12 protein-coding genes are annotated in these 16,714 nt (G+C 69.7%); 1 reads left to right on the top strand and 11 read right to left on the bottom strand.

The features are described from left to right. Window positions 1-566: 566 nt before the first annotated feature. The 4 genes from N4G63_RS17205 to N4G63_RS17220 form a co-directional block, all read right to left on the bottom strand. Window positions 567-1,706: an IS110 family RNA-guided transposase gene (locus N4G63_RS17205; protein ID WP_314599969.1), complete on the bottom strand. Its 1,140-nt coding sequence runs from the start codon at window positions 1,704-1,706 to the stop codon at window positions 567-569. A 169-nt stretch (window positions 1,707-1,875) separates the two neighbouring features. Beyond that, window positions 1,876-4,032: a xanthine dehydrogenase family protein molybdopterin-binding subunit gene (locus tag N4G63_RS17210; protein WP_260787616.1), complete on the bottom strand. Its 2,157-nt coding sequence runs from the start codon at window positions 4,030-4,032 to the stop codon at window positions 1,876-1,878. A gap of 40 nt (window positions 4,033-4,072) precedes the next feature. Next, the gene (locus N4G63_RS17215) at window positions 4,073-5,953 is read right to left on the bottom strand and encodes a hydantoinase B/oxoprolinase family protein (RefSeq protein WP_314599970.1); all 1,881 of its coding nucleotides are present in this window, start codon (window positions 5,951-5,953) and stop codon (window positions 4,073-4,075) included. 16 nt (window positions 5,954-5,969) lie between these two features. After that, window positions 5,970-8,018 (bottom strand): hydantoinase/oxoprolinase family protein, encoded by a 2,049-nt coding sequence (locus N4G63_RS17220; protein ID WP_260787615.1) that lies wholly within the window; start codon window positions 8,016-8,018, stop codon window positions 5,970-5,972. A gap of 238 nt (window positions 8,019-8,256) precedes the next feature. On the opposite strand from N4G63_RS17220, the gene N4G63_RS17225 reads away from it, so the two are divergent. Then, window positions 8,257-9,762 carry an NCS1 family nucleobase:cation symporter-1 gene (locus N4G63_RS17225; RefSeq protein WP_314599971.1) on the top strand — a complete coding sequence of 502 codons (1,506 nt, stop codon included), beginning with the start codon at window positions 8,257-8,259 and terminating at the stop codon, window positions 9,760-9,762. 99 nt (window positions 9,763-9,861) lie between these two features. Here N4G63_RS17225 and leuD read toward each other — a convergent pair whose 3' ends face one another. From leuD to N4G63_RS17260, 7 genes are read right to left on the bottom strand one after another with little or no spacing between them, the layout of a single operon-like run. Continuing rightward, a complete protein-coding gene (leuD, locus tag N4G63_RS17230) occupies window positions 9,862-10,485 on the bottom strand; it encodes a 3-isopropylmalate dehydratase small subunit (protein ID WP_260787613.1) in 624 nt (207 codons plus the stop codon). A 10-nt stretch (window positions 10,486-10,495) separates the two neighbouring features. Then, on the bottom strand, window positions 10,496-11,941 hold the full coding sequence (locus N4G63_RS17235; RefSeq protein WP_260787612.1) for a 3-isopropylmalate dehydratase large subunit: 1,446 nt from the start codon (window positions 11,939-11,941) through the stop codon (window positions 10,496-10,498). Continuing rightward, window positions 11,938-13,122 carry a CaiB/BaiF CoA transferase family protein gene (locus N4G63_RS17240; RefSeq protein ID WP_260787611.1) on the bottom strand — a complete coding sequence of 395 codons (1,185 nt, stop codon included), beginning with the start codon at window positions 13,120-13,122 and terminating at the stop codon, window positions 11,938-11,940. The genes N4G63_RS17235 and N4G63_RS17240 overlap by 4 nt, the downstream gene beginning before the upstream one ends. Continuing rightward, window positions 13,122-14,084, bottom strand: a complete 963-nt coding sequence (locus N4G63_RS17245) for a hydroxymethylglutaryl-CoA lyase (protein ID WP_260787610.1) — start codon at window positions 14,082-14,084, stop codon at window positions 13,122-13,124. The genes N4G63_RS17240 and N4G63_RS17245 overlap by 1 nt, the downstream gene beginning before the upstream one ends. Next, a complete protein-coding gene (locus tag N4G63_RS17250; RefSeq protein ID WP_314599972.1) occupies window positions 14,084-15,010 on the bottom strand; it encodes a polysaccharide deacetylase family protein in 927 nt (308 codons plus the stop codon). Before N4G63_RS17250 ends, N4G63_RS17245 begins: the two co-directional genes overlap by 1 nt. A 2-nt stretch (window positions 15,011-15,012) precedes the next feature. After that, window positions 15,013-15,972 (bottom strand): polysaccharide deacetylase family protein, encoded by a 960-nt coding sequence (locus N4G63_RS17255; protein WP_260787608.1) that lies wholly within the window; start codon window positions 15,970-15,972, stop codon window positions 15,013-15,015. Then, the gene (locus N4G63_RS17260) at window positions 15,969-16,643 is read right to left on the bottom strand and encodes an isochorismatase family protein (RefSeq protein WP_260787607.1); all 675 of its coding nucleotides are present in this window, start codon (window positions 16,641-16,643) and stop codon (window positions 15,969-15,971) included. The genes N4G63_RS17255 and N4G63_RS17260 overlap by 4 nt, the downstream gene beginning before the upstream one ends. Between the last annotated feature and the right edge of the window lie 71 nt (window positions 16,644-16,714).

Consider the following 16,714-nt stretch of genomic DNA (forward strand, 5'->3'; position numbering starts at 1 on the left):
GGCCAGCAAGTTTTCAGGTCTGGGTTGTTGTGTTTTCTGGCAGGCTTGCATCTGGCTTCGCGTTGCTCGGCCAATCCACTCTGCCGGGCCGCGGCCTAACACTTCACTCAACCAGACCCACCACAGCATGCCGCCGTCCGGGCCTCCATTTCATTCTGGCCCAGCCGCCGTCACGCTGCGGCGGTCTGGTTAGCTCAAACGTTGATATGGCTTCTGTCTGTCAAGAGCGCGCATGAATCCCTCTGCGCAAACAGATGATCGTGGAACCCGTTGCCGGACGGGGAACGCGACGGAGCCTGGTGCTGCCACCCGATGGTGGATGTGCGACGGTTGTTCGGGCTGATATGCGAGGGTTGGATACCTCAAGACAGGGAATCGTCGCGGGGCTGCCTTCGCTCTAGGGTCTGAGATCAATGGACACCGCACCTCTCGGCCCGCTGTCGATTGCACCAATAACGTTGTCGAGGTTTCCCCAGTGGCCGCGGCTGCGCCGCGTTCCCCCTCCGGCATCTGACGGTTGTGGTGCTCACCTCCTTTCGGCTTGCGTTGTGGTTGATTTCAACCCATCACGCCGCTGCAGCGTCCGCCATGGGCACGCCCTGCCAGCCGCTGCTGTCAACCTCCTGGGCAATGGCCCAGATGAACCCCACCAGCTCACGCGCCACGGCCACCACCGCCTTGGTCTTCATCACCTTGCGTGCCGTCAGGCGCTTGAACTTGGCGTTCAACCGCAACTGCGCCGCCCAGGCGATGTCGGTGATGGCCTTGGGCAACTGGTCGTGCCGCCTGGCGATGATCGGGCTCACGCGCGGGCCGTGCTGGTACTGCCAGGCCACCTCCACCAGCATGCGCCGCGCTGCGCTGTTGCCGGCCTTGGTGATGCTGCCTTGGCGCCGCTTGGGCCCCGAGCTGTGTTCGCCGGGCACCAGGCCCACGTAGGCCATCAGCTGCCGCGGGTGGGCAAAGCGGGTGAAGTCCTGCAACTCGGCCACCAGCGTCATGGCCGCGATCAGTTGCACGCCGCGCAGCGCCATCAGCGCCTGCACTTGCGGGCGCAGCGGCCAGCCGGGCAACTGATCGCGCATCGCCTGCTCCAGCCGGGCAATGCGCGCGGCCGATTCGGTGATGCTGTGCAGGTACTCCTGGAAGCCGATCTGCTGTGCCGGCAGCGGCAGCTTCAGGTCAGCCAGCCAGCGCATGTGCGCCGGCGTCCACGCGGCCTTGCCGGCGTAGGCGATGCCGTTGCGCAGCAGCAGCGCCTTCAGACGGTGACGCGCGTTGCGCTGCTCACGCACCGCGTCCTCGCGGGCGCGCACCAGGTCGCGCACCGCCTCGTCGCGCAGATCCGGCACGCGCACCGGCGCCAGTTCACCCGCACGCGCCAGGCGCGCCAGCATCAGCGCGTCGCGCCGGTCGGTCTTGACCCGGTCGCCCGCACGCTTGGGGATCGACGAGGGCGCCACCACCATGCACTCCACACCATGGCTGGCCAGGTGGCGGGCGATCACGAAGCCGCAGGGGCCGGCCTCATACACCACATGCAACCGGTGGCCGCGCGAGATCAGCCGCCTCAGCGCCTTGTCCAGCGCCGCCAGATCGCCGCCGATCCGAGGCTTCGTTTTCCATGGCCCGTCTCCTTGCACTCGCGCAACGCTCCGGCCGACCATCGGCCGGTCCATTGGTGTAGCTCTGCATACCCCTGGCATGCAATCTACGATCTCGCAGAGGACGGGCCGCCCTTCACTCAGAAGTCATCTTGTCTGGGCGTCGTAGGCCACGTTCACGCTGACGATCACCCCAAACGGGGGCCCCATCGATTCTCATCACTCCGACCGCGGGCAGTGGGCGTTGAACAGCGTCTCTCGCGACACCCGCTCAGTCGACGTGCAGCGGCAACCTGCGAACGCGCTGGCCGCTCAGCCTCGCGAATGCGTTGGCGATGGCTGGCACGATGGGCACGCTGCCAGGCTCGCCCACACCGGTGGGCGGTGCGCTGCTGTCCACGATGACCACGTGCACGGCCGGCGTCTGCGGCAGGCGCAGCACTGGCGCGTCGTGGAAGTTGCGCTGCTGCACTTGGCCATCCTCAAGGCTGAGGCCGCCGTATATCGCGATGCTCAGGCCGAAGGCCACGCCGCCCTCCATCTGGGAGCGCACGATGTCGGGATCCACCACGGTGCCGCAGTCAACCACGCACCAGACCTGCTCGGCCACCGGGGCGCCATCCTGCAGGCGTGCGCGCACCACCTGAGCCACCACGGTGCCATAGGCCTCCTGCACCGCCAGTCCCAGTTCTCGACCGGTCGGCTGCGGCTGGCCCCAGCCGGCCATCTGCGCCGCCTTTGCCAACGCCGCCGCCTGACGCCCATGACCCTGCAGGTGCGCCAGCCTGAAGGCCAGTGCGTCCTGTCCAGCGAGCTGCGCCAATTCGTCCATCAGCACCTCCTTGCAGAAGGTGCTGTGGTTGTAGCCCAGCGCACGGTAGGTGTGCACCGGCACGCCCACCTTGGGGTTCACCCAGCGGCAGAGTGCATGTGGCACGTCGTAGCGCTCGGCCAAGTGGCCTTCCACCGCAAAGGGGTCGATCCGGGTCGGCGCTTCGCCCTTGGCCAGCCGTGGCGAGAAGGACTGCGCCACCACGGTGTGCCGCACGGCAAGAAGCCGGCCCTGGGCATCCAGACCGGCGCGCATGCGGTGCAGACTCATTGGCCGGTAATAGCCACCGGTGATGTCGTCTTCTCGCGTCCATAACAACTGCACCGGCCGGCGGTCACCGGCCTCGCGGCGCGCTTTGAGCACGGTACACAGCTCGGTCATCCAGTCGGCCGAGAAGGTGGCGCGGCGGCCGAAGCTGCCGCCGGCCGGCAGCACATGCAGGCGCACCAGCTCAGGCTTCAGGCCCAGCAGGCGCATGGCGGCGGCATGGTCCGCCGTGACGTTCTGGCTGGCGCACCACAAATCGCAGCCCGCCTCGCCCCACTCGCCTACGGCAGTGATCGGCTCCATGGCCTGGTGAGCCAGGTAGGGCTGCTCAAACTCGGCCTCCAGAACCTGGGCGGCGTCGGCCAACGCAGCCTCGCCGCGGCCCCGCAGCAGGGCGTCCACGCCGGGCTGGCCACTGTCGGCCAGACGGCGGAACTCGGCCCACAGCGCCGGGCTGCTGCGCTGCTCGGCCTGGCTGTCGTCCCAAGTGATGACCAGCTGATTGCGCGCCTGCAACGCGCGCCAGGTGTCGTCGGCAACCACGGCCACCGCCGTTTCGAGGCGGTGCACTCCCCGCACGCCCGGCATGGCCAGGGCCGCCGCAGCGTCCAGCGTGCCGACGCGGCCGCCAAAGCGCGGTGAGCGCTGCAGCACCACCACACCCATGCCCGGGCGACGCATGTCGATGCCGTAAGAGACCCGACCGCTGGCGGCCTCAGCCTGGCCCAGGCGCGGCTTGGCCCGGCCGATCAGGTGGCGCGAGGCCGCTGTCTTCAGCGGCACGCCACTGGGCACGGGCAGCGCCGCGGCGGCGCCGGCCAACTCGCCATAGCCGGCCTGACGGCCGCTGGCGGCATGGAATACCCGGCTGCGGTGCGTAGTGAGCTGCGCTATCGGCACGCCCCAGCGTTGGGCCGCAGCAGCCACCAGCATGGCGCGGGCGGTGGCACCCGCCTCGCGCAGCTGCTGCCAGCTGTTGGCCATGGACGTGGAGCCCCCGGTGGTCTGCCAGCCGAACAGCGTGTGCTTGTAGCGCGGCGGATCAAAGGCGGCGGCGACGGTACGCACGCGTGACCAGTCAGCGTCCAGCTCATCGGCCACCACGGTGGCCAGTCCGGTGCTGATGCCCTGGCCCATCTCGAGGTGCTTGATGACCACGGTGACCCAGCCGTCAGCCGCAATGCGTACGAAGGTCTGGGCCAGGCCATTGGCCGCCGCAGGGGAGATGGCTGCCGCGTGGGCGTCCGCGGCGGGGCCGGCGTGCGGCAGCAGGCCCAGGGCCAGGCCCGGGCCAGCCAGGGCGATGAAGCGACGTCGGTCCAGGGGCATGCCGGTATCCTGCCTCATCGTCGGCCGGTGCCGGGCGTGTTCACACCGCGCGCGCAGCGCCAGCGCGGCCCGACCACACGGGCTGCCTGGGCGCCGGCAAACCGGTCTCCTCAAGGCAGCGCGCGCGCAGTGTCTCGATGTCCGGGCCGAAGTTGAATGTGCCCAGTGCACCGCGCTCGGCCCTCATCGCGTCGCGCAGGGCCTCGGTGGCGGCAGCATCCACCTGGCCGTCGACCAGCACCACGCCGTAACGGCGCGCTCCCTGCACACTGACCAGGCCCTGCTGCAGTTCCTTGGCCAGCAGGGCCGAGTCGCGCTGCAGCGGGTCACCCCAGCCGCCGCCGCCCCAGGTGATGAAGTGCAACTGCTCGCCGGCCCGGACCTTGTAGTCCTCTACCTTGTTGGGCAGCACCAGCTGGCTGCCGTCGTTCTTCACCAGCACCTTGCGGGCCCGGGTGCCCGGCTCACCGCCGTTCACGCCCCAGGGCGGCACGAACCAGCGGTCATCGTGGATCGCGATCACGCCGTCTTCCAGGAAACGGTAGACCATGTTGATGCCGTTGCCGCCGCGGTGCAGGCCCGCGCCGCCCGAGTCGACCACGGTCTCGTAGCGCTCGATGCGCAGCGGGAAGTAGCGCTCCAGGAATTCGTTGGGCACGTTGGTGAAGCCCGGCCACAGCGAGTGGCCGTCGGGTCCGTCGCCCATCGGCCGGCCGGGGATGCCGCCGAAGCCGATCTGGAACAGCTGGAACCACTGGCCGTTGCGGTCGGTGCCGGCATAAAACAGGTGCGGCGACGAGGAGAAGCCGGCGGCGTTGAGGAACTCCGGCGTCTTCTGGCCCAGCAGGCCGCCCAGGATGTCGAACAGCCGGCCCAGTGCATGCGTGCGGCCTGACAGCGCCGCCGGAAACCTCGGCTTGAGCAGGCTGCCTTCGGGGATGCGCACATCGATCAACGGGTAGTAGCCGTCGTTGAACAGGATCTGCGGATCGAACACCATGATCATGTAGATGCCGAAGAACATCTTCATCATGTTCTCGTTCAACAGGAAGTTGATCGAGGCTTCGCTCTGCGGATCGGTGCCGTCGAAGTCGAGAACGACCTTGCCGTTCTCTCGCCACATCGTGCACTTGATCTTGTACGGGCCGTAGCCAAGGCCGTCGTCGCAGACATAGTCTTCGAAGCTGACCTTCTCTTCCGACACCGCGGTGTTGATCAAGTGCTGCATGGCGCGGTGGTTGCGCTCAAGCAGCAGGTCGGTGGCGGCCACGAAGACATCGTCGCCAAAGCGCTCGGCCATCTCCACCACGCGGCGCGCAGACACCCGGCACGAGGCGATCAGCGCGTTCAGGTCGGCCTTGCACCAGTCGGGTGTGCGCACCTGGTGCATCACCAGCTTGAGCAGGTCTTCGTTGTAGACGCCCTGCTTCCAGATCTTGACGGGCGGGATGCGCACACCCTCCTGGAAGATCGAGGTCGCGTCGATGGGCATCGAGCCCGGCACCTTGCCGCCGATGTCGCTCTGATGGCCGAACATCGAGGTGTAGGCGATCAACCGGCCGTCCTTGAACACCGGCAGCAGCACCAGCCAGTCGTTGCAGTGGCTGATGGCCCCGCCCACCGAGTAGGGGTCGGACAGGAAGATCATGTCGCCGTCTTCCACCGTGCCGTCGTAGCCGTCGAGGAAAGGGCCGATGTAGCTGCCGAACTGGCCCACCACCATGCGGCCGCGGTGATCGGCAATCAGCGGAAAGGCATCGCCCTGCTCGCGGATGCCCGGCGACATGGCCGTGCGCACCAGCGTGGCGTCCATCTCGATGCGCGCATTGCGCAGCGCGTTCTCGATGATGTCGAGCGTGACCGGGTCCACCGCCACCGGCGTGAAGGGCGTGGCGTTGGCTTGAATGATTGTCGCGGACATGTGCGTGCTCCCGGGGTCAGGCCAGGTTGATCAGGATGTTGCCGACCGAATCGACGGTGCCGACGCAGCCGGCCTCGATCAGCGTGGTCGAGTCCATCTCGGTGACGATGGCCGGGCCCGGGATCACGTCGCCGGCCAGCAGGCGCACGCGGTCATAGATCACCGCCGGCACCATCTGGCCATCGGCCCACAGCGCGTGGTCGCGGATCTTGGCCCGGGCCACGTTGCCATCGCTGGCAGCCAGCCGAGGCGCAGGCAGCTCCAGCGCCGGGCCCAGGGCCACGGCGCGCAGGTTCACCAGCTCATGGGCGGTGTCCATGTTGAAGGTGAACAGGCGCCGGTGCTCGGCATCGAAACGCGCGGTGACACCGGCCAGGCCATCCTTGCGCAGCAGCGCGGGGTCGATGGCCAGCGGCACCTCGAAGGCCTGGCCCTCGTAGCGCACATCCAGCTCGAACTGGCTGCTGAGGTCAGCATCGGCAATGCCCTCGGCGCGCAGTTCGGCGCGGGTCTGCTCGGCCATGCCCTCCAGCAGGGCCAGCACCACCTCTTCGCTGGTCTCGGACACGCGCCTTGAGAAGCTGCGCGCGGTCTCGGTGCGCATGCGCGTGGTGGCATCGCCCAGCGCGCACAGCACGCCCGGCGACACCGGCGAGATCGCCGGCCACGAGCCCATCAGCCGGGCCACCGCGTTCACATGCAGCGGGCCGGCACCGCCGAAGCCCATCAGCGCGAAGTCGCGCGGGTCATAGCCCTGCTGAACCGAGATCATGCGCAGCGCGCCGAACATGTTCTCGTTGACGATGTCGATGATGCCGCGCGCCGCCTCCATCAGACCGATGCCCAGGGCGTCGGCAATGGTCTGCACGGCGCGTCGTGCGCCGTCGCGGTCGAGCTTGAAGCTGCCACCCAGCAGGTTCTCCGGCAGGTAGCCCAGCACCACGTTGGCATCGGTCACGGTGGGCTGGGTGCCGCCCTTCTGGTAGGCCACCGGGCCGGGCACGGCGCCCGCCGATTGCGGGCCCACGCGCAGGGCCTTGGTCAGCTCGGGCACATAGGCGATCGAGCCGCCGCCCGCGCCCACCGTCTTCACGTCCAGCGCCGAGGCGCGCACCGACAGGTGGGCCACCTCGGTGGTGCGCTGCCGGCGGGCATCGAGGTTCTCGATCAGTGCCACATCGGTGCTGGTGCCGCCCACATCCAGCGTCAGGATGTTCTTGATGCCAGCGTTGCGGCCGACCCAGATCGCGCCGGTGACGCCACCGGCCGGGCCCGACATCAGCAGGTTCACCGGCTGCAGCTCGGACTTCTCGGACGACATCAGGCCACCGTCCGAGCGCAGCAGGCTCAGCGAGCCGGCCATGCCGGCGCCGCGCAGCCTGTCGCGCAGGTTGCGCACGTAGCGGCCCACCACCGGGCGCATGCTGGCGTTGGCCACGGTGGTCAGCGTGCGTTCGTACTCCTGCATCTCGGGCAGCACCTCGTGGCTCAGCGAAATGGGCACGTCGGGCATGATCTCGGCGGCCAGCTCGCCCACGCGCTGTTCGTGTGCGCCGTTCAGGTAGGCATTGATCAGGCTCACGGTCAGCGCCTGCACGCCGGCATCGCGCAGCTGCGTGAGCACGCGGCGGATCTGCATCTCGTTGACCGGACGCACCTCCTGCCCGTTGGCATCCATTCGACCGGCGATCTCCACCGTGTCCTGCAGCGCCGCCAACGGCTCGGGCTTGGGCCACACGATCCAACCCGCCAGGCCGCCCGGCACGAAGCTGCGCGCGATCTGCATGATCTGGCGGTAGCCCTCGGTGGTGACCAGGCCCACACGCGCGCCCTTGCCTTCCAGCACGGCATTGGTGGCCACCGTGGTGCCGTGCAGGAAGAACTCCACTTGCGCGGGGCTGATCTGCGCCTTGTCGCAGATCGCCTGCACCCCTTGCAGGATGCCCTCCGACGAGTCGTGCGGGGTCGACGGGGTCTTGTGGCGCCAGAAGCGCCCGTCAGCATCGTTGAACAGCAACAGGTCGGTGAACGTGCCACCCACATCCACACCCAGGCGATAGGCCATCGAAGCACTCCGTCATGGCGCCCCGCAGGTCGGGGCATTGGCGGCATTGTTCGCAGCCGTCTGGTGCGCACCAAACCCGGGATGGGGTGTGTTCGCCAGGTGGCTGGCCCCGGGCCTGGGAGCCTGGTGGGGCAGTGATGGGCGCCTGTCCGGCATGCGAACAGGGCCGCGGCCCGTACCACCGCCACCGCCTCGCGGCCCCTACGCTGGCTGCTCGCAGAACGCTTTCGGAGAGACCATGCCCGACCCCACCACGCCGCCCCAGGCGCCGGCGCGCGATGCCGGCCTCTGGAACGCGGACCTGGCGCCGACGCCCGCCGCGCAGCGCAACTGGACGGCCTACCACTACGTCACGCTGTGGATCGGCCTGGTCGTCTGCATCCCCGGCTACATGCTGGCCGCCGGGCTGATCGACCAGGGCTTCTCGGCCTGGCAGGCAGTGGGCCTGGTGCTGGCCGGCAACCTGGTGGTGCTGGTGCCGATGCTGCTCAACGGCCATGCGGGCGCCAAGTACGCCGTGCCCTTCGCGGTGCTGGTGCGCAGTTCGTTCGGCACCCAGGGCGCCAAGCTGCCGGCGCTGCTGCGTGCGCTGGTGGCCTGCGGCTGGTTCGGCATCCAGTGCTGGGTGGGGGGCAGCGCCATCTACGCCATCGGCAACATCGTCAGTGGCGGCGCCTTGGCCGGGGCCAGGCTGGGCTGGATCGGCATCGACGCCGGCCAGTTGGCTTGCTTCGTGCTGTTCTGGGCGCTGCACCTGTGGTTCATCGCCCGCGGGCCGGAATCGGTGCGGTGGATCGAGACGGTCACCGCACCCGTCAAGGTGCTGATCGTGCTGGCCCTGCTGGCCTGGGCCTGGCACAAGGCCGACGGCTTCGGGCCGATGCTGGCCGCACCCTCGCAGTTTGACGCAGGCGGCAAGCGCGAAGGTCAGTTCTGGGCCGTGTTCTGGCCGGCCTTCACGGCCATGGCCGGGTACTGGTCGGGGCTGGCGATGAACATCCCCGATTTCACCCGCTTCGCCCGAAGCCAGCGCGACCAGGCCATCGGCCACGCCGTGGGCCTGCCGCTGCCGCAGGCCGGCCTGGCCTTCGTGGGCGTGGCGGTGACCTCGGCCACCGTCACGCTGTACGGTCAGGCGATCTGGGACCCGGTGGACCTGGCCGGCCGCATGGAAGGTCTGGCCGTGGCGGTGGGCCTGGCCATCATCACGCTGGACACGCTGTGCGTGAACCTGGCGGCCAATGTGGTGGGGCCGGCCTACGACTTCACGGCCATCTTTCCCCGCCGCCTGAACTTTGCGCGCGGCGGCTACCTCACCGCGGTGCTGGGCATCGCGATGATGCCGTGGAAGCTGATCGAGTCTTCAGGCGGCTACATCTTCACCTGGCTGATCGGCTACGGCGCCCTGCTCGGCCCGGTGCTGGGCATCATGATTGCCGACTACTGGCTGCTGCGCCGCACGCGCATCGACGTGGCCGCGCTGTACGACGCCCAGGGGCCTTACGCCTATCGCCAGGGCTGGAACCCGGCCGCGCTGGGCGCCTTGTTGGCGGCGGTGCTGCCCCACGTGCCAGGGTTTCTGGCCACGGCCTTTCCGCAGGCCTTCGCGGGCGTGCCCGAGTTCTTCAAGCAGCTCTACCAGTACGCCTGGTTCAGCGGCCTGGCCATCGCGATCGTCGTCTACCTGCTGATGATGGCCGGCAGTGCCAGGCGCCCAGCGCAGGCAGCGTTGCCCTCGCGCTGACAGCATGGGCACACCAGGCCGGTTGCGCCGTTGACCGCGGAGCGGGTCAACACCCGCGTCGCACAGGCGATCACCGCGGTCCATGCCGCTGGGCCTGCATCAGGCCAGGTAGGCCCAGGGGCGCAGTGCGCGGTCTCGCGCCTCGAAGGCGGCGATGCGCTCGCCCAGCTGCAGCGTCTGGCCGATGGGGTCGAGCCCGCTGACCAAGGCCTGGCGCTGTTCGTCGGGCATGCTGAAGCGGAACTGCGGCCCGTCCACCACGCTCAGCCGCTGATGCAGCAGGTCGACCGTGAGCTGGTGGTACTTCGGATCGGCCGCCACCACCTCGGCCAGGGCCTGCACCTGGGCCGCCGGCAGCAGCACCGGGGCCAGGCCGTTGCGCACGCAGTTGGCCGCGAAGATGGCGCCGAAGCTGGGCGCCACGACGGCGCGCACGCCGTACTCCTTGAGCGCCCACACCGCATGCTCGCGCGAGGAACCGCAACCGAAGTTCTCACCGCCCAGCAGCACGCTGCTGCCGCGCTGGGCCGGCCGGTTGAGCACGAACTGCGGATCGGGCACGCGTGCCGCAGCGTCCAGGTAGCGCCACACCGCAAACAGGCCATCGGCCAGGCCGGTCTTGCCCACGGATGTCATCTCGCGCGAGGGGATGATGGCGTCGGTGTCGATGTTGGGCCGCAGCAGTGCCGCGGCCACGCCGGTGTGTTCGGTGAAAGGCGGCATGGCAGGTGGCTCAGGGTGTGCGCAGCAGCGCGCGGGGGTCGGCCAGGCATCCGGCGATGGCCGAGGCCGCCACCGTCACCGGGCTGGCCAGGTGGGTGCGCACGCCAGGGCCCTGGCGGCCCTCGAAGTTGCGGTTGGTGGTGCTGACCACGCGCTGCTGGCGGCCGAACTGCTCGCCACCGGCAAAAAAGCACATCGAGCAGCCGGGTTCGCGCCATTCGAAGCCGGCGTCCAGGAAGACCTGGTGCAGGCCCTCGGCCTCGGCCGCGCGCTTGACCGCACCGGAGCCCGGCACGCACAGCGCACGCACCCCGGGCGCCACGCGCCGGCCGCGCAGCAGCTCGGCAGCGGCGCGCAGATCGGACAGGCGGCTGTTGGTGCATGAGCCGATGAAGGCCACGTCGATCGGCAGCCCGGCCAGGCGCTGGCCGGGCGTCAGGCCCATGTAATCCAGCGCCGTGGCCGCAGCCTGCGCCGCGGCCGCATCACGCGAGGACTCGGGAGCTGGCACCACGGCATCGATGGCCGACGCATGCTGCGGGCTGGTGCCCCAGGTCAACATGGGCCCGAGCTGGTCCAGCGCCAGCCGGGACTCGGCATCGAAGGCCGCGCCCTCGTCGCTGTGCAGGCAACGCCAGGCTGCGACAGCCTGTGGCCACAGCGCGCCCTGCGGTGCATGAGGACGACCGGCCAGGTAGTCGAAGGTGCAGTCATCGGGTGCGACCAGGCCTGTGAACGCCGAGAACTCCACCGCCATGTTGCACAGCGTCATGCGCGCTTCCATCGACAGCGCGCGCACCGCCTCGCCGGCAAACTCGACCACCGCGCCGCGTGCGCCCGAGGCACCGTCGCGCGCGATCAGCGCCAGGATCATGTCCTTGGCGCCCACGCCGACGGGCAGTTGTCCGTCGAACCACACCCGCATCGAGCGTGGCCGTGTTGCGCGCAGTGTCTGCGTTGCCAGCGCATGCTCGGCCTCGGACGAGCCCACACCCCAGGCCAGTGCACCAAAGGCACCCTGGGTGCAGGTGTGGCTGTCGGGACATACGAGGCTCAGACCCGGCAGCACGATGCCCTGCTCGGGCGAGACCACGTGCACGATGCCCTGGTCAGGGTCGTCCAGATCGAACAGACGGATGCCGTGTGCGCGCGTGGCCTCGCGTGTGGTGCGGATGAAGGCCTCGCCGCCCGGCATCAGGGTGCGGTCACCGCGCCCGGCGCGACCGGGCAGTGTGTCGACGATGTGGTCCAGCGTGGCAAAGGCCTGGCGCGGGCGGTGCACGGGGTGGCCGGCCTCGGCCAGCGACTGCAGGGCCACGCCGCCGGTGCGCTCATGCAAGAACACACGGTCGATGTGCAGCAGCGTTGCACCGTCGTCCAGCTCGGCGATTCGGTGCAAGGCCCACAGCTTGTCGAACAGCGACGAGGGCGCCAAGTCGGCGCGGCCCCGGCTCATGCGGTGAGCACCCCGCTGGCCACCAGCGCGTCGATCTCTGCCGCCTCCAGCCCGCCGGCCAGCAGACGCTGGCGGTTGTGCTGACCCACCGCCGGCAAACCGCTGCGCAGGCCGAAGCGCCGGCCATCCATCTCCAGCGGCAGCGCCGGCAGCCGCGTCGCCGTGCCATTGGGCAGCGTGACATCGAGCAGGCCACCGCCGGCATTCAGGTGCGGGTCGTCGAACAGGTCCTGTGGCCGCGCGATGGGCGCAAAGGGCAGGCCCGTGGCCTCCAGCCGCGCCATCAGCGCCGCCTTGTTCAGCTCGGCGAAGCGCGCGCGGATCACCGGCAGCGTGCGCTCGCGCTGCTGCACGCGGCCGGTGTTGCGGGCCAGCGATTCATCGGCCAGGAACTCGGCGAAGCCGAAGTCCTCGCAGAACTTGCGCCATTGCGTGTCGCTCACCACTGCGGCGAACACGCGCTCGTCGTCGGCGGTCTCGAACACGTCGTACACCGCCCAGGCCGACTGGCGCACCGACATCGGCGGCGGCGCCTGGCCGGTGGCCGCGCACTGCGCCATGTGCTGGCCGACCAGGAACACCGTGGTCTCGTACAGCGAGGCGGTCACCGCCTGGCCGCGGCCGGTGGCATGGCGCTGGTGCAGCGCCGCCAGGATGCCGATGACGCAGAACATCGCGCCGGTGACGTCGATCACCGAGCTGCCGGCGCGCATGGGCCGGCCGGGCAAGCCGGTCATGTAGGCCAGGCCGCCCATCATTTGCGCCACCTCGTCGAGCGCAGTGCGGTGCTCATAGGGGCCGGAGAGAAAGCCCTTGGCCGAGCAGTAGATCAGGCGCGGGTTCAGCGCGGCCAGCGCGGCGGCGCCGAAGCCCAGCGCGTCCATCGCGCCGGGGCGGAAGTTCTCCAGCAGCACGTCGGCATCGGCCAGCAGGCGGTGCACGGCTTGGCGGCCGGCCTCCGACTTCAAGTCGATGGCCACGCTTTGCTTGTTGCGGTTGTACATCGCAAAGTAGCCGGCACCGGCACCGGTGAGGCGGCGCGTGTTGTCGCCCTCCAGCGGCTCGACCTTGGTGACCTCGGCCCCCAGGTCGGCCAGGATCAGACCGATGCTGGGCCCCATGACCATGTGCGTGAACTCGACGACTCGGACGCCGGCCAGCGGCAATGCGGAAGCACTCATCAGGAACCTTTGGAAGAGCCGGGAGACGCACTGGCCGGCTGGAAGCCCAGCGGCAGCCCGGCGAGCGGCACCATGCCGTACAGCGGCTCGGCGGGCAGCGCCTGCTGCAGCAGCGCGCGCTGCGCCAGCAGCGCGGCGTAGTCGATGCCGGTGCGCAGGCCCATGGCCTCGAGCATGAACACCAGGTCTTCGGTGACGATGTTGCCGCTGGCCCCTGGCGCGAACGGGCAGCCGCCCAGGCCGCCCAGCGACGCGTCGAAGGTGTTCAGCCCCACCTCAAGCGCAGCCACGGCATTGGCCAGGCCCAGGCCGCGCGTGTTGTGCAGATGGATGCCGGAGAGCTGGTGACGCCCCACCGCCGACCACAGCGCGCGAACCAGGCGGCGCACCTGCGCCGGGTTGGCGTAGCCGGTGGTATCGCTGAGCCCGACCTCGTGGCAACCAGCCTCCATCAGGGCCACGGCCAGCTCGAGCACGCGCTTTTCGGGCACCACCCCCTCCAGCGTGCAGCCGAAGGCAGTGGACAGGCTGCCCTCCAGGTGCGGGCGCTGGCCCTCGGGCAGCGCGTTCACCAGCTCGCCGATGCGGCGGATCTCGTCGAGCATCTGCGCATGGTTGCGGCGCACGTTGCGCAGGCTGTGGGTCTCGCTGACCGACAGCGGCACGGTGATCTTGTGCGCGCCGGCGGCCACCGCCGCCTGCGCGCCCTTGAAGTTGGGCACCAGCACGGCCACCGTCAGGCCGGAGATGCCGCGGCCATGGGCCACCAGCTCGGCGGTGTCGGCCAGCTGCGGCAGCACGCTGGCCGGCACGAAGGAGCCCACCTCCACCTCGGCAATGCCCGACGCGGCGGCGGCGCTGATCCAGGCCTTCTTGGCCGCCGTGGGCAGGATGGCCTGGATGCTCTGCAGGCCGTCGCGCGGGCCCACCTCGCTGATCAGAACGTCACGGTCGGCCCGCATCAGCGTGGCTCCTGTGCGGCGGCCAGCGCGACGATCTCGCCCGGCTGGGCGCACCACACGGCGTCGCTGGCGGCAATGTGCGCCAGCACGCGCTCGAGGTGGCGCATGCGGTGCGGCTGGCCCATCACCCAGGGGTGCAGCGACAGGCTCAGCAGCCGGCCGCCCTGCGCGCGGGCCTCGGCCAGCAGCAGCTCGAAGGCATCGATCACCTGGTCGGCCCACGAGGCCTCGGCATGCAGGTTGTCCAGCACCACAAAGCGGTCCTCGATCTCGGTGGCCAGCGGCAGGTTCCACAGCTCGCCCGCGGTGGTGTGAAAGCGGTAGGGCAGCTCGTCGTTGACCCAGTCGCAGAAGTAGTCGATGCCGGCAGCCTTCAGCAGCTCGGGCGTGCGTGCGGTCTGCAGCTTGCCCGGGCTGAGCCAGCCGCGCACCGGCTGGCCGCTGCGCTGGCGCAGCAGCGCCAGCGAACGGGCGATCACCGCCTGCTCAGCCTCGGGCGGCACTGCGCCGGCATGCGGCGTGTCCATCGACCACGAGTGGCCCAGCCACTCGCCGCCATGCGCGAGCAGCGCGTCGGCCAGCGCGGGATAGCGATCAACCAGAGCGGCATTGACGGCAAAACTGGCCTGCAGGCGGGCCTCGCGCAGCGCCTGCAGCAGGCGGTAGATGCCGACGCGGTTGCCGTAGTCGCGCAGCGTGTAGTGGCGCAGGTCGGGGTACGGCATGGTCATCGAGCCCGGCAGCTTCAGCGCGGCGCCCGGGTTCATCGGGAAGTGCTGCACGCTGACATTGATCCACACCGCCAGCGGCTTGCCGCCGGGCCAGTGCAGCGGCGGCCGGTCGGTCAGCATCGACCAGGCATAGCGGTCGTGGTCCATGCCGTGGCGGCGCATCGGATAGGCCAGGTGGCTGTCGTCGAGGGCCATGCTCAGGCCTCCTGGCCGGTGGTGGCGCCGGCGCCCGCGTGGCGGGCGATGTCGGCCACGGCGGCGTCGTGGTGGTGGGCCAGGTAGTGCTCGGCGATCTCGCGGCCGGTGGTCAGCCACACGCCGCTGTGCCCGGTGATGTGCGCCAGCGCATCCTCGAAGGCCTTGAGCCGGTGTGGGCAGCCCACCTGGTAGTTGTGGGTGGGGATGCACATCACCGTGCCCGAATCGGCGCCCTCGGCATACAGCCGGTCGAAGCTGCCCTTGATCATCTGGCCGTAGCGCCGCGGCTCGACCTTGTTGACCACATAGGCGATGGTGTCGTTGAGCTCCAGCGAGTAAGGCACCGACACGAAGCGCTGTCCGCCACGCACCTGCAGCGGCGTGGGCTGGTCGTCATGGAACAGGTCGCAGCTGTAGCGGCCACCCAGCTCGGCGAACAGATCGAGCGTGAGCTCGCTGTGCGACAGCGCCGGCGCCAGGTAGCCCGCCGGGCGGCGGCCGGCATGGCGCTCGATGGTGTCCATCGACTCCAGGATCATCGCCCGCTCCTGGGCCTCGGACATGCCGTAGGTGTAGCGCGTGTTGTAGATGCCGTGGCTGAAGAACTCCCAGTCGCGCTCGCGGCACATCGCGATGATCTCGGGATGGTGGATGCACAGCGCGGTGGACAGCGAGATCGAGCCGCGCAGGCCGTACTTGTCCAGCAGCGCCATCTGCCGCATGTGGCCGACGCGGTTGCCGTAGTCGCGGATCGAGTAGCCGGGCACCGCCGGGTACGGATGCGGCCAGGCCGCGCGCTGCGGGTTGAGCGGCGGGTCGAGCTCGTAGAACTCGATGTTCGGCGCCACCCACACGGCAATGCGCGCGCCGCCGGGCCAGCTGATGCGCGGCCGCCCGGCGTAGGGCCAGTAGCCATAGTGGCCGGTGTCTTCGCGGCGCGGGGCCGCCGGCGCGTTCATGCCGCGCTCCGCTGGCCGTCCAGCCAGGCCAGCGTGTCGGCCACATCCACCACGTCAGCGTATTTCAGCATCAGGTCGGTGAGGTTGGCGAAGTGGTAGGACTCATGCTTGTCGGCCACGCACTGCTCGGGCACGATGGTGCGGTAGCCGCGCGACAGCGAATCCACCGCCGCGGCACGCACACAGCCCGAGGTGGAGCCGCCGGTGATGACCACCGTGTCGACCTGGTGCCACACCAGCAGCGATTGCAGCGGCGTCTCGAAGAACGGGCTGGGCATGCGCTTGCAGTACACCAGGTCGCGGCCGTGCTGGATCTCGCAGCGCTCGTCGAACTGCGCGCGGCGCGAGCCGTGCTTGATGTTCTGCAGCGAGTCCGGCGTGTGGGTGCGGGTACCCCAGACGCCGGCGTCCTCGGCCGACTCGGCATAGGCCACATGCGTCCACACCACCGGCCAGCTCAGCGCGCGAAAGCGCTGCGCGAGCTGGTTCACATGCGCGATCTGGCGTGGGTCGGTTTCATAGGCGGTCTTGAACTCGTCCACCCGGGTGTAGGCGCACTGGAAGTCGATGTTCACCAGCGCTGCCTTGCGGCCGTAGCCGAAACGCGCGCGCTGGGGGTTGGACTTCACCTCGGCCCAGATCTGGCGCGCGGTCTTGTCGGAGGTTTCCATCGTCGGCGGTGTCGGGGGTTGATGTCACTGGCTGCCACGATAGGCCGGGCGCTGCGCGCGCCCAATCGCCG

The organism is Aquabacterium sp. OR-4, from assembly GCF_025290835.2.
Taxonomy (GTDB): Bacteria; Pseudomonadota; Gammaproteobacteria; order Burkholderiales; family Burkholderiaceae_C; genus Pseudaquabacterium.

Bases quoted from the DNA above. Each gene is read 5' to 3' on its own strand.
- N4G63_RS17205 (WP_314599969.1), bottom strand. From the start codon at position 1,706: ATGCCAGGGGTATGCAGAGCTACACCAATGGACCGGCCGATGGTCGGC.
- N4G63_RS17210 (WP_260787616.1), bottom strand. From the start codon at position 4,032: ATGCCCCTGGACCGACGTCGCTTCATCGCCCTGGCTGGCCCGGGCCTG.
- N4G63_RS17215 (WP_314599970.1), bottom strand. From the start codon at position 5,953: ATGTCCGCGACAATCATTCAAGCCAACGCCACGCCCTTCACGCCGGTG.
- N4G63_RS17220 (WP_260787615.1), bottom strand. From the start codon at position 8,018: ATGGCCTATCGCCTGGGTGTGGATGTGGGTGGCACGTTCACCGACCTG.
- N4G63_RS17225 (WP_314599971.1), top strand. From the start codon at position 8,257: ATGCCCGACCCCACCACGCCGCCCCAGGCGCCGGCGCGCGATGCCGGC.
- leuD (WP_260787613.1), bottom strand. From the start codon at position 10,485: ATGCCGCCTTTCACCGAACACACCGGCGTGGCCGCGGCACTGCTGCGG.
- N4G63_RS17235 (WP_260787612.1), bottom strand. From the start codon at position 11,941: ATGAGCCGGGGCCGCGCCGACTTGGCGCCCTCGTCGCTGTTCGACAAG.
- N4G63_RS17240 (WP_260787611.1), bottom strand. From the start codon at position 13,122: ATGAGTGCTTCCGCATTGCCGCTGGCCGGCGTCCGAGTCGTCGAGTTC.
- N4G63_RS17245 (WP_260787610.1), bottom strand. From the start codon at position 14,084: ATGCGGGCCGACCGTGACGTTCTGATCAGCGAGGTGGGCCCGCGCGAC.
- N4G63_RS17250 (WP_314599972.1), bottom strand. From the start codon at position 15,010: ATGGCCCTCGACGACAGCCACCTGGCCTATCCGATGCGCCGCCACGGC.
- N4G63_RS17255 (WP_260787608.1), bottom strand. From the start codon at position 15,972: ATGAACGCGCCGGCGGCCCCGCGCCGCGAAGACACCGGCCACTATGGC.
- N4G63_RS17260 (WP_260787607.1), bottom strand. From the start codon at position 16,643: ATGGAAACCTCCGACAAGACCGCGCGCCAGATCTGGGCCGAGGTGAAG.